We start from the raw sequence: 20,486 nt of genomic DNA on the forward strand, positions 1-20,486 counted from the left end.
AGCTCCCTGTCTTACGCATGACCTTTTCGGAAAACCGCTGCACACTTTTCCGGGGCATGCGCTAACTTGCAGTCCGCGTCACCGCCCGAAACTCCACGCCGTGAAGATGGATCGTCGCCGACATGCCGAAATGGTTGTGGCCGACCACGCGCATGCGGCGCTCGAATTCGTCCTTGGTGATGTCGAGCGAGATATCGCAAATCGCCTGATATGAGCGACGGGTGTTCTTCCGCGGGCCCCAGGTGATCGGCCGCTCCGGCAGTGGCGCGGCCTCATTCGCGAGCCTCCCGGCGTGCCTCCAATACATCTGCGCGAGGTGTGCGTAAGCCAATCCCTCAAGGCCTTCCACGTTGATCCCTGCGGGAACGGGAAACTGGACGACGTCCACAATCGGCCCGGCGTCGACGCGTTCGGTCATCGCATGCATGGTGCCCCCGAATTCGGTTGCTCCGTCATACATTGCGAAATGCGCCGGCGCCCAGCCTGGGTAGTCCGGCGGGCCAGGGTGAAAATTATAGGCGCCATAGCCGAGGGCGGAGAGTACGCATGACGGCACGATCACCGGCGACGAAAATGCAATCAGCCTCGCGCGCTGCAGCACGTCGGTGTCGAGGGCCGCGAGCTCTTCGGACGCCGTGACCGGGTAGATGACAAGCTGCGGGCGATGGCCCCGCAGTGCGGACGCCAACGGGACCTGTTCTGTCGGTCCCGTCAGCAAGATGATCGTATCGAACATCGCTGCTCCAACATCGCAATGTTCGCCCCTGAGCCACCATGTCGCAGTGCTCGTTAAAATCCCGTTAACCATGTTTGGTTTGCCGCTCGCCGACCGCGTCGTCTCGACATGGCGATCAGCACCTCGTGGGTCGGCGCTTGCCACATTTTCGATCCACAAAAACCACGAAGTCGAGGGACGGAGGGATTCGACTTCATGACGTCGCCCTTACCGTCCATCAAATTCCGCCACAATGATCACACAGCGTTGATCGCGGTGGGTGGGATGTGAACCGACGAAACCGAGCGGCTGTCCAAGACGTTACCGCGGATCGTTCAAGAAGGATGCGCCAGGTTAAGGCTTTCTTAGTCTTGACGATCGATGATCCGGATCGAGAGAATTGGCGGAATTGTCATGAGTAACCCCGAGTACCAGCTCGTTGAAAGCAGCATTGGCCAGATCGAGCGCTGCGGCCGGCGTTTCACCGAGAATTTCGCCCGCGAAATCGATCAGATGAGTTCGTTTTCGCCGACGCTCGTCCCCTCGCAGATCCAGATCGATCCGATGCAGTTCGTGCACCTTGCCCGCGACCGCTATCGGGCGCTGGAGGCCAGCGAGGTTTCGGCCGCGCCGAGCCTGTTGCCGGATGCGGAGCAGTTCAACCTCGCCGCCAACGCAATGCTGCGCGCGATGACGACGACGCTCGGCAGCGAGCTCAACCCCGGCACCCGCGAGGCCTGGATTTCGGCGCTGCGCCTGATCGCCGAACGCGAACCGGCCCGCTAGACGCGCTTTCTCCAGCACTACGCGCGAAGCTGCTCGAGGATTTCACCGAGCCTCTGGTTCTGCCTGGGGTCGGCCGCGAGGCCGTCCTCGCTCGAGGCATTCTCCGTCACTGTCGCGCGCAGGCCCTCGGACCAGTCGATGGCATATTGCAGCGCAAATCCCGACCGCTCATTGCCGATCCCTCTCGCGTCGTAGACCTCCGGCGCGGCGTTGAAGATCGGCCGCTCCTCTGCCTCACCGGGGCGGACCAGCGGCCGCTTGTCCGCGGGGAGCTGGGCGTAACCGAGCGTCGAGACGAAATTGTTGAGGACGGCGGACGCGACCACCGTGACCTTCTGCACGGTCGCGTCGAGGTTTTCGATGTGCCGGACGCGGTCGAGACGATCGGCGATGGCTTCCGACAATTTCTTGCGCTGCGCTGCGGCGGAAATCTCGACGACGATTTCCTTCAACATGGCGACGGGCACGCCGATCGAGCGCGCAAAGGCCTCGCTCTGCGCCACGTTGCGCATGTGATTGATCCAGGTAAGCACTGCCGTCTCGCCGAAGCGGATGTTGTTGAGCCGGCGGCTGTCGGGACGCGGCGGTCCCTTATTGCCCAGAATGCTGTCACGGAGCCTTCCCTTCGGCTTCTTGTTTTCCGCTTCCGATGCGGCTTCCGCGCCCGAACTATCGAATCCCGTGACGCGTGCCACATGCAGGGCGTTGCCGAGCGGAACGCGATCGATGCAGAGTGCAGCGAGCAGCGAGCCGAAGCGGTCGCGCGAGAGACATTCGTCGAGGTGCTCGATGATGTGCTCGTAGATTGCCTCGCGTTCGGCGAGGCGCTTGGCGAGATCGGTCGAGATGTAGTAGGGCGCGAGCCGCTCGGAAATCCGGACGCTGATCGCATTCAGCCTCAGATTGATCTGTTGCGGCTTGATGTCCGGCAGGCATACTTGGGTCAGATTCTCGGCAAGGTAATCGATGCCACCATCATTGAGCTTCATGAGCTCGTCCCAGCCACGGCCGGGATCGCGCACGTGGGTCTGCACGTTGGCGGCCCTGGAAAATGCATTCTTCAGCTCCAGCAGCCTGGCCTTGCCGTCCTCGCGCAGATTGAGCTCGACGCCGGCCTCGGTCTTGGTCGGCGGCTTCGACTCGATGAATTTCGCGGCGCTGTCCAGCGTCGGATTTCGGATCAGATAGCAGTTGTCGAAAGGCTGGCCTGGCGTCCATGACAGCGGCCAGCTATCTGCGGTGTTGCCGTAGCGCTCAAGCAGGGAGGTGTTGACGCGCGTATCGAAGCGCGCCGCCTCATTGCCGGTATCGCCGGGCTTGTCGATGAACTGGCGGTCGAATTTCGTCATGCAGAAAAACAAAAGGATCGGCCGCCCGACGCGGTCGGCGGGCTTTGGCCCATGTGTGGCTTCGATCCAGTGCTCCACCACCGGTGAGATCGATTTGACCTCCGAATTGGTGTCGTCGGCGCAAAGCACCATGCCGGTCACTTCCTGATCGACATTGTACTGGCGGAACAGGAAGTCGACCTTGCCGCGGCAGAACAATTCCTTCAGCGTCTTGTCCGGCTCCTCGGCGAGCAGCTTGGGCAGCCGCAATTCCAGCCGGCTGCGATAGCCGGGGAAGTCGAGGAAGTCGGTATGTTCGAAGAAGTCGCGCGGCTTCTCCTTCACCACCATGATGAGTTCGGCGACCAGCGCGGTCACGAACGCCTTCGGAATGTCCGCCGTGGTGCCGCCGGGGATCATGAGCTTGATCGTCGATTGCGGCTTGCCGAGCTCGAGCAGCGATTTCACGTTGATGATGCTGGTCTCCGACGGCAACAGGGCATCAAGCTGGCAAAACGCGCTGCCTGAGAAATTGAGCCGTGCCAGCGTCTGCACCAGGTTGAGGAACAGCTTTGTCAGCTCGCCATAGCGGCCCCAGAAGATCGAGAACAGCTCGGCCCGGCGCTCGATCGGAAGCCGCGGCGCGATCCGGGCAATCCGCTTCCAGAACGAGGACAAGACGCGCGTGTGCTCGAAGCGGCGCAGGTGCTTCTCGAAATAGTCCTGCAAGTCCCAGACGTCTTCTTCGCGCAGCGTGTCGGAATATTCGCTCCCCGCCGTCTTCTCGAAACTCGCGACATGGGCCTCGACCTCTTCCCGCAGCAGCGGTTTTTCGTACTCCGCCGCCACGTCGAAGGCGTAGGTGTTGGCAAGGATCTTGGCGATATCCATCTGGCTGTGCAGGCGGACGGCGACCGGAAATCCCGGCGGCGTTTCGATCGGGTGGATCGTGAAGCGCGTCACGAGCGCGGTGGATTCCTCGCCGCCGGACGGATTGATGTCGCGCAGGAAGTCCTTTTGCTCGCCGTTGCCAAAGGTCACGAGCACCCGGCCGCTGCGGCCGGCAAGCCCGGAGACGAGATAGGATTTGCCGGCCTGGCTCTCGCCGAATACGGCCACGCACATCGGCCGCGAGATCGATTGCGACAATTTGTGGAGCTGGAACAGCTCGCGGCGCAGCTCGTCCTCGATCAGGAGCTTGTCGAGCTGAAGCCGTTCGGCATTCTGCTTCTCGTTTATCCAGGCGAGCGCGTCCTTGAAGCCGGCTTCAAGGCTTGCGCATTTCTTCGCGAGATTGTCGATGCTGATTGCGCTCATCGAAACCTGCCTCTCAAACCTTGATGATACCCGTGTCGAGCCAGTAGCCGTCGTCGTTCGGCAACGTCTCCAGCGTGAGACTGAACAGACGCGCCAGGCCAGCGCCGCCTTCTTCGGCTTCGACGCTGACGATCTTCAGCTCCTCCTTGGCAGCTTCCTTGTCGACCAGCAACTTGTCGCCGAGCTCGGCGATCTCTTCCGGCGGCTTCCGGCGGAGGGTGACCGTCCACGGCAGCCGCGGCATCCGCTCTCGCGACGCGTTCGCCGACAGTTTCAGCCGGTAGAGGGGCGTGGCGATCCAGCGTTCGATCGGCAATTGGCGATAGCCGAGCTGGATCGGCGCATAATATTGTAGCGGCTTGCCGTCATCGCCCGCCGGATCGTCCCAGGCGAACATCACCTTGTTGGCCGGAAGCTGGGTTCCTTCGCCCCCCGCCAGCACGCCGATATATTTGGCGGTCGAGCGCATGTTGAAGCGCTCGGTGGCAACCATGAAGTTTGGAATCTGGCGTTCGACCAGGACGCCGAGCAGGCAACCGACTGCGGTAGCCGTCTTGGGGTCATCGATCCGGAAGCTGGCGCGGCTGACGAACGGATACCAGGTGCCGACCTGATAGCGCGACAGCGGGATGACGCGGTCGGGCGTCACCGCGAGCTTGTTCATGAAAAGATCGATGGTCGCGGGCAGGCGGGTTGGCCGCCCGGACAACAGCACGACGTCGCAGTCGAGCGCGTTGATGGCCTCCGCAACGTTGTCGAAGACTTCGCCGAGCGCGGCTTCGATCGTCGAACGCAGGCGGGCCATATTGACGGTGACCTGGCAATCGTCGAGCACGAAGGGCGAGGCTCCCCACTGCACGGCCTCTTCCTCGATATATTTGCGGATGCGATCCGGAATCTTTTCGGAATGGCCGGGCGTGCCGCGCAAGAGCGCGCCCAGCGTCATGGTCTCTACCCGATCCTCGCCGTCGATGTCGACGGCCTCTGCCAGACGCAGCACGCCGAGGCCCGCCGGATGCAGCACGCGCGTCAGGAACAGCTTGCGCAACTGCAACTGCCGGATCGACATGTTGGCCTTGTTGGGTCCGAAGCGGTCGAGCATGAACTGATCGGGCGAGGCGATCCCCGCCGCGCGCAGTTGCGCTTCGAGCGCCGGCAGGATGGTCTGCTGGATCACCTTGCGCAGCACCTCGTCGCCGGCGATCCGGAACCCTTCGCGGAAATTCTGGATCGGAAACAGCGCGTGATCGCCCTGGATGTGATAGGTCACGATCATCAGGTCGGTGGTGCCGCCGCCGACGTCGACGCTGGCGACCCGCAGCGAGCGGGCCGGATCGATGTCCTTCACGGTATCCCCCGGCCGCTCCGGATCATGAAACTTCCGCGGTCGTCCAACCAGATCGAAGAATTCAGGCACGTTGGCGGAGAATTTTTCGACGATCTCATTGTAGAGATAGACGAGTTGGGCGCAGGTCGCCTCATCCCAAGAGACGTGGACGGCCCATTCCGTCATATTTGGTGGTCGATTCCCGGTCCATCCCATCATATCCCACAACAACTTGACCGCGGCGGTCGCGCGGCTGCGCATGATCCGCTGCTCCTGGATCGGCATCGCCGTGGGCAGCGACAGGATGATGCGCCTGAGCTCGCGCGGCGCGTCACGATCGCTGCGCTCCTTCCGTACCTCCGGATTGTTCATCATGCTGACAGCCTGCATGATGACTTCGGCGAGCATCAACGTGAAGATCGAGGATCGCGAGAAGGTCAATCCCGTCGGGATGCCGCCGTCGGGATTGGCGCCGATCGATGCCGCGAGCGCGGCGTAGAGCCGCTTGCTGTTCTCCGACGCCACTTCGCGATTGACGTCGCCGCGCGAGTTCACGAACTGGAACAGTTTGCGCGCGACGTAGGGCGGATTTGAATCCGCGTCATAGTCGCGCGGCTGGAAGCGCCATTCCTGATTCACGGGCGTGAGGTCGCAAAGATAGCGCTTGGGGCTCGACATGCCGCTCGAGCCTTCGCTTCCTTCCGCGCCCTCGCGGAATTGCGACGCCTCGGGGCCGACCCGCACCGCACTTGGCCAGAAGAAGCCGCGCCTGGTGCGGATGAGATGCGAATAATGGGCGGGTCCGAAATCGACCTCGGCGAATTCGACATGGCTGTCGAACGGCTCTCGGTAGAGAATGTGCGGGTGGGTGAGGTTGCGGAGCGCCAGCACCAGAGTGTTCTTGAAGCTGACGCTGCGGTCGTTCGGATAGCTCTCGATCAGGATGCCGCAGGTCCGGCTGTTGCCGACATCGAGTACGAGGTCGACGCCGACCGGCTTGGTGCGGCGGGTCTCCGAATAGGTGTCGACCAGCCGGATGCGCGGGATTGCAATCGCCTGTTGGAGATATTGCAGCAACGTGACGTAGCGCGCGAGATGCTCGAGCGTCTTTTTCTCGTCCGGGCGCATTCGCCGCTTGAGCTGCGCTTCGCGCGAGCGCACGAACGCGTCGAATACCCAGCGGTCGACCCAGGACCGCGGCAGGCCGGTCTCAAGCGGGAGCGTCACCGCGCCGATCGACAGAAAGCCCAGGACGTCGGAGAAGCGGTGCGCTAGCGCGAATTCCTGCTCGTTGAGGACATTCGCCTTGGTCGGGCTGACATAGCGCCCCTGGTCCGGATCGGCGATCTCGGTATCGAAGGCGATCACCACATGGTGGGTGATGGCCGCGCCGTTGTAAATGTCGCCCGGCTGGGCCTGGCTGATGCGCATGCGCGCCCAGTCGAGCGGACCGGAATCGAGAATCTCACGACCCTGCTCGAGTCCTGGCTTCACGGCAAGGAACGGCAGCGGAATCCACTCGTTGAGGAAGGTGAGGACGGCCTTGTCCTTGGCGATCGAATATTCCTGGTCCTCATAAGCAGGCACATAGTCCGGCTCCCTGTCCGGCTCTTCCTCGTTCCAGCCCGGCAACAGCTTCATCGCCACTGTATCGTCGTCGACGAGACGGTCGTTCAGCTTCTGGCCGACGAATTTTCGCGAGAACGATGGCTGTGCGTTGAGATCGATCCCGAAGGTGATGAACTGGATGCCGCTATGGGGGACCAGCCGATAGGTTTCGTTGCTCATGACGTCATCGCCTTGGGATCGGTAGAGGTGAGGTGGCGTTTGTTCATCGTTGCGTCATCGCGCATGAGGAGTAATCGACTTCGGCGACTTCGACGGTTTGTCCGGTCCGGGAGATATGGCCATCCATGGTTTTCGGCGGTTGATCTCCGCACCTGACGAGAACGGTGAAAGGGATGTCGCGCGGAGTCTGGCTTCGTAGCTGGTAAAGGTTGACCTTGACGATGTAGCGCCCCCGCGGCGGGTTGATCCACTCGGCGTTCTCGACGGCATTATAGGCCGGCGGCTTGGCGTTCTCCTCGCTGTTGGTATCGATATCGAAATGGCCCGAGCAGGCGTGCTTGTCACTATAGGTGATTTCACCGCCCGGACATTCGACGTGGAGGTCGACGTCCTCGAGGCCCTTCCAGAATAGCGAAACCTGCAGCTTTGCGTTCGGATTGCAGCTGCCGCCGCGGACCTTCAGCTCATCGCAGACGTCCTTGACGGTCGGCCGTGGCGGCTGGGGCGGAGGAGGCGGCACCGGGCGCGGCGGCGTTGCCCGCGCCACGGGCGTCGCGCAGTCGCCCTGGATGCGCGCGAGGTCGAGCTCGGCCTTGCGGATCCGCTCTTCCAGCTCGCGGCGTCGCGCAGCCGCGTCATTGGCAAACGGGCTGACGCAGGCGTTGATGCCGAAATGAGAGAGCAGGGCCATGTGAGGTCCGATCGCGACGTCGCACTTCATGAACAGCAGATAATAGATCACACCTGTCAGGGCTGCGAACAGAAGCCAGAGCAGTGAGGCGAAGGGAAAGCGGCGCCGGACGACAACTTCGGGAGGGGGCGGAACCGGCGGTGGAGCGACCACAGGCCGTGCCTGCGGATCGCGGTAACGCAGCGCCTCACCCAAGACCTCGGTTTCACTGCGCAAATCGTCGACGTGGAGCATGCCCCACAAGATCAGCACCGGCTGGCCGCCCAGCGACCAGACGAAGCGGTGATCGTCGGGCACCACCGTGATGCGGCGGAGCGCATCGGAAAACCGCTTGTCGGCGTCGGGACCCGGCGCATTGATGCGATCGGCGAGCTCATAAATGCGGATCCGCATTAGATCGAGCCGGCCGAACAGCTTCTCGCGCTCCGCAGGCGAGAGGTCGGAGGCTGAAATCGCCAGCTCGGTGGATTCCGTGTACCAGTCGACAAAGCCTTCGGCGGCGCGAGTCACGGGCTCGGCAAGGAAGAGCGAGAACTCGGCGCCGAGCTCGCGGACCAGGCGCTCTCGCAAAATTTCCCATGGATAGTCGTTCCGCCGTTCAAGCGGCCGGTAGTTCTTGGTTTCCGTGGTGAAGAGATGCGGCATGAACGGCTTTCGCTCGCGCGATCTATTTGCGGGCAGCAGGCGCCGGCACGGGACCAGGCGAAGCGGACGGTGAGGGCGCGGGTGTGTGCGGTGCGGCGTTCGCCTGCGCGGTTGGGCCGGGCGGAGCGACCGCCGGCGGACACTGCATCTGCGTCTCGTTGATTTGCGGCGTGACGCCGTTGCGCTGCAGGAACGCGCGCAGCTCGCTGACATCCTGCGACCGATTGGCGGCGGTGGCAATCTTGCCTTCGTTCTTGGCGAGCGTGTTGACGCCAACCACGCGGCCGCAGAAATCGACCAGCGGTCCGCCAGAGTTGCCGCGGCCGATATTGGCCGAGTGCGTCAGGTACTTCACGGGATCATGGTCGCGCCGTTGGATGATGATGCCCTGCACCGTCACGCTGTCTGGTGCTGCATGGATGTCACCGTGCAGGAAAGCGAGGAAGGCGGGGTCGTCGTCGACGAGATATCCGGGATAGCCGACGGCGATGACGGGCGTCGATTTCGGCGGCGTCGGTCCGAGCGAGAGCACCGTTCGCGACGGCGTGTCGACCGCAAGCAGCGCGAAATCGGGCACGGACTCGGACAATTCAACATTGTTTGGAGCCGACAGCGCGATGACCTTGGCCGACTGCGCCGTTCCAAGCGCCTTGTTGGTGATCTTGATCGAGTCCGGTGCCACGTCTTTCACGACATGGCGGTTAGTGACGATGCGGTTGGGGGTGACGAAAAAGCCGGTGCCCATCTCGGTGCCGTCGTGGGTCGCTCCGATGATCAGCACAACTCCCGCGTCAAGCAGCGCGTTCAGATTGGTCGGCTGCTGCGTGGGCGGCGATCCGGGCGGCGGCGGCAATTGCACCCGCTCCGGCGGCGGCGGCAGGAGGTCGGCGTGCGGCGTGAGGTTGGTCGGCTGCGGCTGGCCCGGTGCGGGCGCGAGCGGAGCAAGCTGGCCGTTGGGCAGACGGCACACCCGTTCCTTGGCGGCTCGCTCCAATTGCTTGGCGCGCTCTTCGAGCCCCTCATTGTCCTTGTTGAGGATGTCGGTCTCGCGCTGCAATTCCGCGCGCGCTGCATCATTATTCGGCGAGATCAGCACGCCCGGCACCAGCAGAACACCGAGTATCGCAGCCGCGATGACCGAGGCGATCAACGGTGCGCGCATGCCCGCATGCGGTGTCGCAACCGCGATCTCGCGCGGCGCGTCGGCGACAGGAGATGCGGCTTGCGCACTGGGGGGCGCAGGCGGAGTAGCCGGCGTGCGCGCCGTGTCGCGCGCGCGGGCGCCATAGGAGGCGACTTCGTCGCTGGTGAAAGGCGGACGCTGTAGCTCGGGAGCGTAACGGCCAATCGTCTCGGCAAAATGCGCCTCGCGGCGGATGCCCGATCTGGCGATGTCTTCGGGCAGATAACCCCAATTGATCAGCACCGGATTGCCGCCGACCGACAACAGGTCGCTGCTCGAGGTGATGTTGAGCCATGACGCCACGATAGGGCCGAGCTCGGAATCGTTAAGCACGGGCTTGAGCTGATCGAGGCGACGGCGCAGAAGCGCGATGATCGGCCGGCGGGCGACTTCGTCGATCGTGGTCAGATCCAGCATCTGGCCATCGAGCGGCGTGTACCAGGTGATCTGCGGATTGGCCGGGTCAGGCCTGGTCGGGCGGACCGGCTCGGAAAACAGCGAAGCCACCTCGCTGCCGCAGCGCTTCTGCACTTCGATAATCGTGGTTTGATAGGTGTCGACCGCGTCCTGATTGCGCACGCGTGCCGGGAGCATGCCCTTGAGCGAGGTGGTCCTGAGGATTTCGCGATTATCGCTCATGCTGCACCGACGATGATCTCTGCGTGAGGCGGACAGGTGACGGACCGAGCTCAGTCGTTCGTCACCTGCCGCCCTTCATAGTCCTGAAAGGAGGCGAGGCATTGACACCGGCCACTCCTGATCGGAAGCCATTTACGTTCTCCCCGCGGACGGGCCGGATTGCGGCACGGCCGGATCCACAGGCGTGCAGCGCGCGATGCGGGCGATCTCCAGTTCCGCTCTTGCGATGAGCGCCTCCTTCGTTCTTCGCGCCTGGCTCGCGCGCAGGAAGGCGGACCGGTCGATCGGCGCCGGGCAGAATTTTTCCTGGAAGCGCGGGAGCGTCGAACGAAGAAGCGGCACGCTCAAGCCGCAGGCCGGAAGCAACAACAGGCCGCTTGCGGTCAGACAAAGGGCAAACACCGCCCATAGCCCAGCCCTAACTCCCCACATCATCAGAAAACTCAATCAAGGAACGATCGCAATACACAAGAATCATGTTCTATCCGCCTTGAAAATGCAACAGAACTTGCGGCCGGCTGCGCGCCCGCAAAAGGTATCACCTGGCGGGGTTGACCGGCGCCATCGCCCGGCAGGCCTCAAACCGCGCCAGGGGATCGCCGGCCCCGCTCCAGCGCGAGAGCTCCTCCCGCGCGACCGACTCGATATTGAGCGGCGAGTAGTTGCCATTCAGCCTGCCATGGGTGTCGCCGAGTACCAGGATCGAGACCGGGCCGCCGCTATCGATATCCAACGTCCATGTCGCCTTCATGTTGAGGAAGGGTTCGCCGAATTTCCCGAGCAGCCTGGCGTTCAACCCGATGGAACCTTCGCCCAGCTTGGTGGCGGGACCCGCATCGCCGACGATGGCATAGACCACTCTGTTCTTGAACTGCACGATCGCGATGTCGCCGATGCGCACCTTGCCGAACCCGCCCTTGGGCAGCACCACGAACGGCACGACCTCGGCATCGAGGTAACGGTTCGGCGCGCAACCGTCCGCGCGCGGCCTCGTGTTTGCCTCGAGCGTCGTCGAAGAGATGAAGTAGCCGTTGCGCAGACCATCCGCCGCCTGATAGCGGCATGGATAACCGTCGTTGTCCCTGGGGATGATGTTGTCCTTGAAGAACGCGGTCAGCCCGCGGTCGTGCCAGTGAAAGAAGTAAAACTCCCGCGGCACATCCGGAACGACATCGGCGAGCACCACGGGTCTGAGCTGCTTGTCGCGGATCTTCGGCCACATCGAAAGCCAGTTGGAAACGAAAGCATCCCTGGAGAGCTTTTGCGTCCCGCTGAACACATAGGCGCCGCCACTTGAGAACTGATCCAGCGCGCAGATGCCGCTGAGGCCCGGCCTGCCGTCGGAGGCGGTCATTCGCTGGCAGACGCCGCGCCCGAGCGGGTCCTCCGGATGGTAGGCGCGCCCCGAACCGTCGGCGTCGACGGCAACGCGCGACAGCGTTGCGAAGAACACTTTTGGCGAGTCCGCGCCGACGATACTGTCGACCAGCACCGAGAACGTCCGCGCGGTGCTGCCGTTCCGGATCAGGTTCATCAGGGCCGGCTGCAGGCGGCACACGCTGCCGGTTGAGCCCGAGCGCCGGTCAAAGGTGATTGCGGTCGGGACCGGCTTGCCCGTGATTTGCCTCACCATGGCGTCGAGCATGTCCCCGGGCGGGATGTCCTGGGCGCTCACGGTATACAGCGGATAGAGGCACAACAGGCACGCGAGAAATGCGCGTCGGAAATTCATCGTCTGCCCTCAAAACCTCATGCCAAACGCCGCGAAACTAACCTCGGTCAATTCGCGATGCAATGTCCACCGAGTTCGTGCCGCCGCATGCCGATTCCTCGGCATCGGGGCGTCTTCCATGCGCCCTCCAAGCAGGGTCGAAAGCCCGTCGGTATCGGGGGCCGCTGTTGCTTTGCGAGGTGTTGCCGTTAGAATAAGTGCATCCGGGGAGGAGGAGTGCTTTAGCGGCGCTTCATTTTTCAGCTAATGGCACTCAAGATCATAGACGCGAACGAGTCCGGATTTCCCCATGACGGAACGTTCGGACGCGCCCACTTTATTTTCGATCGTGACATCGACGCCAATCCGCTGCGGCTGTCGCTGTTCAAGCTGCTTGGCCAGGAGTATCTGGGCAAGTCGTCGTGGCCGAAACCAAACTGGACGCCCGCGCGGTCGCACTTCTTCGACGCCGCCCTGGTGAAGCGTGGCAACGGACAGACCGTCTTCGTGCTCGGTCCGGAAGTGACGACCTTCATTCCTCCCGAGTCGACGCTGGAGGTTGCGAGCGAAGACAACACCATTCGGGAACGAGCGGTCTGGGGCGCCATCTCGATCGATTTCGGGTGGCGGCCGCCACCGGAGCCCGCGCCTGTAGCAGCGCCGCGGCAGGTAGCGGTGTCGCCGCAACCGCCGCCGGCGACGAAGCCGGAACCGATCGTGCCGCCGCCGGACCCGCCGCAGCCGCCGGTGCAGCCCTCACCGATAACGACAACAACGGCAACAACCGATCCGCCCCCGCCGCCGAAGCCTCCGGGACCGCCGCCGAATTGGGGCTTGCGGGCGCTCCTCTTCGGGGCCCTCGCGCTCGTCGCTGGTGCGGCCTATGCGGCTTATTGGGGCGCGCATAATCGGGATCAACTCTGCGATCGTTACAACCTGTTCTGCGATGCCGAGGTGATTGCCTATCATGCCGCGCAAAGCTGCGCTGCGTCGAAGAGCTGTGGCGCGTCATCTTGTGTCGAGAGCTATCGCAACACCTATCCCAACGGCCGTTTCAAGTCCGAGATCGACGATATCGCTGTCCGCAAGGGACGCCCGTGCCAGGAGACGCTGCCACCGCCGCGGGAAGATCCGGAAAGGCTCGCCTATGAGCGCGTGATGGCCTGCGCGGCAGGCAAGACCTGCGGCGCTTCGGTTTGCACCACCGAGTATCGGCAGATGTTCCCGAACGGGGCGCACAAGGCGGATGTCGACCAGATCGTCGCGCAGAAGGGCGGGGACTGCGCCGAGAAGGATGTCTTTGAGCGCGCCGTGAGCTGCGCGTTGCCAAAGAGCTGCGGCGCCGGCGAATGCCTTGCGGAGTACCGGCGCAGGTTTCCGAATGGACCCCACAAGGCCGACATCGACCAGATTGCCCTGTCGCCCAGAGGCCAATCCTGCGCGCCAGTGCCCGACCTCGACAGGGAGGCCTATGATCGTGCGGTGCGGTGTGCGGCGCCACTGGGCTGCGGGGCCGATCATTGTCTGATCGAATACCGGCGCGATTTCGCCAACGGCAGATACCGGGCGCTGATCGAGCAGATCGGAACGCAGAAGGGGGCGGCTTGCCAGCAGCAACAGCAGCAAGCGCAGCCGGATTTGCTTCCGCCGTTCGTCCGCAGGACGAACGAGGATGCCGGCATCAACTGCGCGCGCACGAACCTCGAGCCGATCGCGCAGATGATTTGCGCCGATGCGGACATGGCGCGCGCCAATCACGATCTTCAGATTCAGTTCGATCAGGCGGCGCAGTCGCTTCGCGGCAATTCCCGCAGAGGAACCCCCGAGGAACGCGGGTTCCGCGATCGGGAGAAAGAGTGGATCGAGAGCCGCGACCAGCAATGCAACATTCCGAAGAGCGGAACCTGGAGCGAAATGGACCTTCGAAGGTTAAAAGGCTGCTTCCTGGACAAGACGCGAGCCCGCATCAATGATCTGCGACAGTAAGCGCCGCCTGAGCACGTCGCGCTCCCGTTGGGCCACAGCGCGGGCGATTTTGCTCATGGTCGTGGTGTTGGCCTTCTCGATGTCGCAAGCCGTGTGTGCAGAGTCCGGCAAGAAGGAAGCAGACAAGAAGGCAGCGGCCGCGAAGTCGAAGACCCACGCGGCTGCGAAGAGCGAGGCGGCGAAGGAGCACAAGCCGAAGACCGATGCTGCGGCCGCATCCAGGCCGGCCGAACCCAAACGTGCGCCCGCCAAATCCGAGCCCGCCAAGTCCGAGCCCGCCAACGCGGCCGGCGAGGCGGCCTCGCCTGAACCTGCGAAGACACCGGCGCCTGCGGCGTCGGAAGCGCCGGCCGAACCGAAACCGTCTCCCGCGGCCGAGCCGGCGAATCCGACCCCGAACGAGATCGTCAGGGAGAGATCGAAGGGCCTGCCGCAATCCAGTCAGCCGGCGGCGGAGACGAAGCCATCAACCGAGCCGACTGCGTCGCCGGCGCCTGCCGATGCGGCGAAGCCCCCAGCGCCCGAGGAGAAGCCGTCAACCAGGTCTCCGACCGATGAACCCGCCGCTGCGACGACGAATCCCGCGGTGCCTGCGGGCGAGGTCGTGCCTTCCGCCGCCCCCGCAACACCGGCGCTCGTTCCGAGCGAGCAAGCCACCGAGCCCGTGCCGCAAGCCTCTCCGCCGGCACCCGTGCCTGCCGCCTGCAACCGCGCCGAGTTTCGCATGGCGATCGATGTCGGGCATACCGAAACCAACTATGGCGCGGTGAGTGCGCACGGCAAACACGAATTCGATTTCAATCGCAGGCTCGCCCACGATCTTGCGGACAAGCTCTGGCACAGCGGCTTCGACCAGGCGGATCTTGTGATCCAGACCGATTCGGATCTCGCCCGCCGCGCGCGCGATCTGTCGAGCCGCCGGCCGAACCTGATGCTGTCACTGCATCATGATTCCGTGCAGGACAAATATCTCAAGACCGCCATGCTCGACGGCCAGATGCGCACCTTCACGGAAGGTTTTCACGGCTACTCGATCTTCGTCTCGCACGAGAACGCCTATCGCGAGGATAGCGACCGGTTCGCCAAGACGCTCGGCGCCGAGATGATCGCTCAGGGGCTGAAGCCCACGTTCCATCACCACGTGCAGGAGAACCGGCCGATCCTCGATAAGCAGACCGGCGTGTTCCAATACGATGGTCTGGCCGTCCTGCGTCTGACCACGGCGCCGGCGGTGCTGCTCGAGAGCGCCGTCATCACCGACCCCGAGGACGAGACGAAGGCTGACGATCCCGCCTATCGAAAGCGAATCACGAACGCGATCGTGGCCGCCGTCATCAGGTTCTGCGACGAGAACGCCGCCCGGGCCCAGTCACACGCCGCGCCGCCGGCCGCCGAGACGCAGGGCTCACGCAAGTAGGCAGTGTGGTTGAATCACCTCGCCGCGAATTCTGAGCACCTCTCCCTGGGGAGAGGTGCTCATTATAGATGCCGCTCCAGTCAAGCTAATCTCAGGGATAACCTCACAGCAGCCCGTTCTTCTTCAGGATGTCCGGAGCATTGTCCTTCGTGATCAGCATCGTGGGCAGGGTGATGACCGGCTGCAGCTTCTCGCCATGCAGAAGTTTCACGGCCTGCCGTAGGCCCTCGGCGCCGGGCGTGGCGTAGAGGAACGTCGCCGTGAGCAGCCCCTTGCTGACCCAACTCACGCCTTCATCCGGCAGGCCGTCGATGCCGAGGATGAACTTGATGCTCTTGTCGCGGCCGGCGTCCTTGGCGGCGAGATAGGCGCCATAGGCCATCGGATCGTTGTGGCCGTAGACCAGGTCGATCTTCTCGTTGTTGCGCAGCGCCGTCGTCATGATGTTGTAGGCCTTGTCCTGCTTCCAGTCGCCCGACTGGTTGTTGAGCAGATACTTGATGCCCGGCTCCTTGTCGGTGAAGGCATGGAAGCCGTCGTGCCGGTCGTGCGCAGGCTGGGTGCCCATGCCGCCCCAGATCTCGACCACGTTGCCGGCCGCTTTGCCGGGACCGCCGAGCAGCTTCACCGCGTATTCGCCTGCGGCCTTGCCGATCGCAAGGTTGTCGCCGCCGATGAACTGGGTGATCCGCTTGGTGTCGACGTTGCGGTCGAGCACGATCACGGGGATCTTGGCGTCGATCGCCTTCTCCACGACGCCGGTCAGCCCCGCCGACTCCTTCGGCGAAATCAGCATCACGTTGACCTGCTGCACGATCAGGTTCTCGCAATCGGCGACCTGCTTCTCGGTCTTGTCCTGGCCGTCGGTGATGACGAGATCGACGTCCGGGTGGAGCTTCGCTTCGGCCTGGATGTCCTTGTTGAACTGAACGCGCCACGGTTCGAGCGTGGTGCACTGGCTGAAGCCGACCTTCCACTTGGCGGCGGCGCGCGCCGGCGTCCAGCCGGCCGGAATGTAGACGGTCATTGCGGCGCCGGCGACGGTGGTTGACAGTTTCAGAAAATCACGACGCTTCATCGAGGTCCTCCCTTGCAAATTGCGCCTTGGCGGCGCTTGGCAGCCGAGCGGACTCGGCCGTTTTCGGATCGGCACCGCCTTCGCGCGTGCGGCTGAACCGCCATCGCGCGATGAGCTGGCCGAGATTCTGTTCCTGCACCAACACGGTGCAGACGATGATCAACCCCTTCATCAGGAGCTGGACGTTGGAGTCGATGTTCTGAAGCTGAAGAATGTCCGAGAGCAGGCCGAAAATCAGCACGCCGACGAAGGTGCCGGCGAGACCGCCGCGGCCGCCCATCAAGCTGGTGCCGCCGATCACCACCGCTGCGATGGCATCGAGTTCAAGCCCTGTGCCGGCATCGGGCTTGCCTTGCCGGTACTGCGCGACGAACAGCACGCCTGCGATCCCCGCGAGCAGTCCGGACAACAGATAGGCCGTGAGCTGGACCTGCGCGACCTTGATGCCGGAGAGTTTCGCAGCCTCGACATTGCCGCCGATTGCGTAGGCATAGCGGCCGAAGGTCGTGAAGCGAAGGATCGCGCCAAACAGGATGATCGCCGCCAGGAAGAACACGCTTGGCACCGGCAACACACCCCACAGCATCGAACGCAGAAACTCGAATGCTTCGGTGGCGTTGGTGCCGGTGTAGACCGGCACCACGGCATTGTCCTGTCCCGCCGTGAGGCGAGCGATGCCGAGCGCGCTCACCATCATCGCGAGCGTGGCGATGAATGGCTGCAGCCGCCCGGTGACGATCAGAAGCCCATTGATGGCGCCAAGCGCAAGCGCGAGGCACGACGAGACCACGAGCACGCCGAGCACGCCGAACCGCGTTGGGACCTGGCTCGCCGTCCACCATGCAACCGCGATCGCGGCGACAAGGCCGAGTAGGGAAGGAATCCACAGGCTGCGCGAGGGTGAGAGGGCGATGTTGCGGCGCTGGCCCGCGCCGACGTCGTGGCTGCGCGCGAGGCCTGAGAAAATGAAGCGCGCGATCAGCGCCACGGCGGCGCCAATGACGATCGTCGTCACCGGCACGCCCATCACCGAGGCAGCGTTCCAGCCGCGCATGGTGAGCAGCATCGCGCAAATGACGGTCGCGAAGCCCATCACGGAGCCGACCGACAGGTCGATGCCGCCGAGCAGGATGACCATGGTCATGCCGGTCGCGACCAGCCCCGTGATCGAGACCTGGCGCAGAACATCGGTGAGATTTTCGTAGGACAGGAAGATATTGCTGCCGGACGACGTGTAGGGCGAGGTGAGGGCGCCGATCAGGACGATGATCAGGAGTCCCCAATAGAGCTTGGTCTGCGACAGGAGCCGAAGGGCTTTCATGACGCTGTTCCATGCGGCCACGCCGCCATGCCGGGAGCTGCAAAACGCATCACCGTCTCTTCCGTGGCGTTCTCGCGCCGCAGAAGCCCGGTCTGCCGTCCCTCGCACATCACAAGGATTCGATCGGACAGCAGCAAAAGCTCCGGCATCTCCGAGGTCACCACGATGATGCCCAGGCCCTGCGCGGCCAGATCGAAGATCAGCTTGTAGATTTCCTGCTTGGCGCCGACATCGATGCCGCGGGTCGGCTCGTCAAGCAGGAGAATGCGCGGCTCGGTCGCGAGCCACTTTCCGATCACGACCTTCTGCTGATTGCCGCCGGAGAGCGACGCGGCCTGCTGGCCGATGCCGGTGCAGCGGACCGCGAGCTGGCGGACCATGCCGCGGGCCAGGGCGCGTTCGCGCGCGAAAGCGCGCAGGCCGAATTGCGACAGGGCACCGATCGAGGGTAGTGCAATGTTGTCGCCGATCGACTCATATAGATGCAGGCCGCGTTCCTTGCGATCCTCGCTGACAAGGGCAAGTCCAAGGCGATAGGCATCAACCGGCGAGCGGATGTCGGCGGTTTCGCCGTTGACCACGATACTGCCGCCGCGCCAGCCGCGCTGCACGCCGAAGATCGATTCCAGGATCTCGGTCCGGCCCGAGCCGAGCAGCCCGCCGATGCCCAGGATCTCGCCGCGCTTCAGCTCGAGGCTGACGCCGTGCAGCGTCCGCCGCCATCCGTGCGGGCCAAGTGTATCGAGCGTCAGGTTACGTACCGAAAGCACGACCGCGCCGTCTTGCACGGCCGCGCCGCGGTCGCTTGCGGCGAGTTCCCGGCCGACCATCGCCGAGATGATCGCGCCATGCGACAGTTCGCCGATCGGCGCCGTCACCACGCGCTTGCCGTCGCGTAACACCGTCACCCGATCGGCGAGATCGAGAACCTCCTCGATGCGGTGCGAGGTATAGATGATCGCGACGCCGTCAATTGCGAGCTGCCGCACGATCTTGAACAGCGTCTCGCATTCGGAGGCCGACAAGGCCGAGGTCGGCTCGTCCATGATGAGAATGCGCGCCCTGAGCGAGAGCGCCTTGGCGATTTCGACAAGCTGCTGCTCGCCGACGCGCAAGCCAGCGACCCGGCTCTCGGGATCGATCGCGACGCCAAGGCGCTCCAGCAGGCGCTCCGCCGCTCTCACCATGCGACGGCGATCGAGTAGCACGCCGGCGATCAGCGGCTCGCGGCCGAGGAAGATATTGTCCGCGACGGAGAGCTCGGGAACGAGATTGAGCTCCTGATGGATGATCGCAACGCCTGCTTCCTCGGCGTCGCGCACGCCTGTGAACGCGGCCTGTGTGCCGTCGACTTCAATAGTGCCCTCGTAGCTTGCGTGCACGCCTGCAAGGATTTTCATCAAGGTGCTTTTGCCGGCGCCGTTCTCACCCATGAGCGCGTGCACTTCGCCGTGGCGAAGATCGAAATCCACGCTCTGCAGCGCTCTGACGCCTGCAAAGGATTTCGAGATGCGTTCAGCCGAAAGGACGACGTGCCCGGCCGGCGCGCCGGCTCGGTTGGCAAGCGCAATCACGCGCGGGGACTGGGATGTACTTCGCTCATGCTCTCCGAGGGAGCGTGTCTCCATCGGCCTTGGCTCCTCCGTCCCGCCGGCACCTCGAACAGAGACACCGGGCCGCCGGTGATCGTTGCTTCTTTACTGATATGCTAGTTATATCAGTTACCGCTCGTCAAGCCTCCTGGTCCCGCAAATTGGTCGGCGCCACGAGAAATGTGAAAACCAACGCGAGAAGCACAGCACATGGATTCAATCGGAAGCATTGCGCGGCGGGGACGCAGGGCAGGCGGGTCGAAAGTCGATCAGGCCTATTTCGCGCTCAAGCGCGCCATCGTCTCAGGCAGCCTCGCGCCCGAGACCTCCATCGACAAGAACGAGTGGTGCGCCACCTTCGACGTGTCCCGTCTTTCCATCACGACGGCGATCAATCGCCTCGCCTTTGAAGGCCTGGTCCTGGTCGAGCCGCAGCGCGGTTCCTATGTCGCGCGGATTCACCTCGAGGATGTCAGGCAATGGATGCTGATGCGCCGTGCGCTGGAGATCGAGGTCGTCGCGGCCTGCGCGGCCGACATGTCGGAGCGCGCCATCGAAGCCCTCGGCCAGAATCTCGCCTACCAGAAAGCCGCCATCAGCAGCGGCGACCTCGAAGGCTTCCATGAGTTCGACACGAGGTTTCATCGCCAGATGACCGAGGGCCGGAATCTGGCGCGTCTCGGCGAAGTGCTCGATCCGATCCGCACTCATCTCGAGCGCGTCCGCCGCACGCTGCTTCCGGAGCCCGGACGCCCCGAAGGTACGTTCCGCGAGCACGAAGCGATCTACCACGCCATCGCCGCCCGCGAGCCGGCGCGGGCGAAGCACGAGATGGCGAACCATCTGGATCGCGTGTCACGCGAGCTGCAGGCGTTTGTGGCGAAGCATCCGGGATTTTTTGATGAGTAGGATTTGGGCGACGCGCGCCGAAGCGCCTGGCTGCGATCTTGTGTTTAACGCAT

14 protein-coding genes are annotated in these 20,486 nt (G+C 63.7%); 4 read left to right on the plus strand and 10 right to left on the minus strand.

All coding sequences use genetic code 11. From position 1 onward, the window contains the following. Positions 1-61: 61 nt before the first annotated feature. Positions 62-736, minus strand: a complete 675-nt coding sequence (locus VKR55_RS14760; RefSeq protein ID WP_324404615.1) for a formyltransferase family protein — start codon at positions 734-736, stop codon at positions 62-64. A gap of 393 nt (positions 737-1,129) precedes the next feature. Between VKR55_RS14760 and VKR55_RS14765 the strand changes: the two genes are divergently transcribed. Further along, a complete protein-coding gene (locus tag VKR55_RS14765) occupies positions 1,130-1,501 on the plus strand; it encodes a globin family protein (protein WP_324404617.1) in 372 nt (123 codons plus the stop codon). A 17-nt stretch (positions 1,502-1,518) separates the two neighbouring features. Here the strand turns inward: VKR55_RS14765 and VKR55_RS14770 are convergent, their stop codons facing one another. The 6 genes from VKR55_RS14770 to VKR55_RS14795 form a co-directional block, all read right to left on the minus strand. After that, positions 1,519-4,146: a virulence factor SrfC family protein gene (locus VKR55_RS14770; RefSeq protein ID WP_324404619.1), complete on the minus strand. Its 2,628-nt coding sequence runs from the start codon at positions 4,144-4,146 to the stop codon at positions 1,519-1,521. Between the two features lie 13 nt (positions 4,147-4,159). Beyond that, entirely contained in the window at positions 4,160-7,261 is a 3,102-nt protein-coding gene (locus VKR55_RS14775) for a virulence factor SrfB (RefSeq protein WP_324404621.1), read from the minus strand. Positions 7,262-7,304: 43 nt separating this feature from the next. After that, positions 7,305-8,597 carry a hypothetical protein gene (locus VKR55_RS14780; RefSeq protein WP_324404622.1) on the minus strand — a complete coding sequence of 431 codons (1,293 nt, stop codon included), beginning with the start codon at positions 8,595-8,597 and terminating at the stop codon, positions 7,305-7,307. Between the two features lie 22 nt (positions 8,598-8,619). Beyond that, the gene (locus VKR55_RS14785) at positions 8,620-10,419 is read right to left on the minus strand and encodes a S1 family peptidase (RefSeq protein ID WP_324404624.1); all 1,800 of its coding nucleotides are present in this window, start codon (positions 10,417-10,419) and stop codon (positions 8,620-8,622) included. Between the two features lie 132 nt (positions 10,420-10,551). Next, on the minus strand, positions 10,552-10,854 hold the full coding sequence (locus VKR55_RS14790) for a hypothetical protein (protein WP_324404626.1): 303 nt from the start codon (positions 10,852-10,854) through the stop codon (positions 10,552-10,554). Positions 10,855-10,957: 103 nt separating this feature from the next. Next, positions 10,958-12,151, minus strand: a complete 1,194-nt coding sequence (locus tag VKR55_RS14795; RefSeq protein ID WP_324404628.1) for a glycoside hydrolase family 75 protein — start codon at positions 12,149-12,151, stop codon at positions 10,958-10,960. 246 nt (positions 12,152-12,397) lie between these two features. Here VKR55_RS14795 and VKR55_RS14800 point away from each other — a divergent pair, with 246 nt between their 5' ends. Then, positions 12,398-14,116, plus strand: coding sequence for a lysozyme inhibitor LprI family protein (locus VKR55_RS14800; RefSeq protein ID WP_324404630.1), 1,719 nt, complete (start codon positions 12,398-12,400; stop codon positions 14,114-14,116). 55 nt (positions 14,117-14,171) lie between these two features. Next, complete coding sequence (locus tag VKR55_RS14805; RefSeq protein WP_324404632.1) at positions 14,172-15,533, plus strand: N-acetylmuramoyl-L-alanine amidase; 1,362 nt, start codon at positions 14,172-14,174, stop codon at positions 15,531-15,533. Between the two features lie 103 nt (positions 15,534-15,636). Here the strand turns inward: VKR55_RS14805 and VKR55_RS14810 are convergent, their stop codons facing one another. The 3 genes from VKR55_RS14810 to VKR55_RS14820 are packed head-to-tail and all read right to left on the minus strand — an operon-like array spanning position 15,637 to position 19,560. Further along, complete coding sequence (locus VKR55_RS14810) at positions 15,637-16,611, minus strand: substrate-binding domain-containing protein (protein ID WP_324404634.1); 975 nt, start codon at positions 16,609-16,611, stop codon at positions 15,637-15,639. Then, positions 16,598-17,932: an ABC transporter permease gene (locus VKR55_RS14815; RefSeq protein WP_324404636.1), complete on the minus strand. Its 1,335-nt coding sequence runs from the start codon at positions 17,930-17,932 to the stop codon at positions 16,598-16,600. The genes VKR55_RS14810 and VKR55_RS14815 overlap by 14 nt, the downstream gene beginning before the upstream one ends. Further along, entirely contained in the window at positions 17,929-19,560 is a 1,632-nt protein-coding gene (locus tag VKR55_RS14820) for a sugar ABC transporter ATP-binding protein (RefSeq protein WP_324404638.1), read from the minus strand. The genes VKR55_RS14815 and VKR55_RS14820 overlap by 4 nt, the downstream gene beginning before the upstream one ends. Positions 19,561-19,734: 174 nt before the next feature. Here VKR55_RS14820 and VKR55_RS14825 point away from each other — a divergent pair, with 174 nt between their 5' ends. Beyond that, complete coding sequence (locus VKR55_RS14825) at positions 19,735-20,433, plus strand: GntR family transcriptional regulator (RefSeq protein WP_324404640.1); 699 nt, start codon at positions 19,735-19,737, stop codon at positions 20,431-20,433. Positions 20,434-20,486: the final 53 nt, after the last annotated feature.

Source organism: Bradyrhizobium sp., assembly GCF_035309285.1.
Taxonomy (GTDB): domain Bacteria; phylum Pseudomonadota; class Alphaproteobacteria; order Rhizobiales; family Xanthobacteraceae; genus Bradyrhizobium.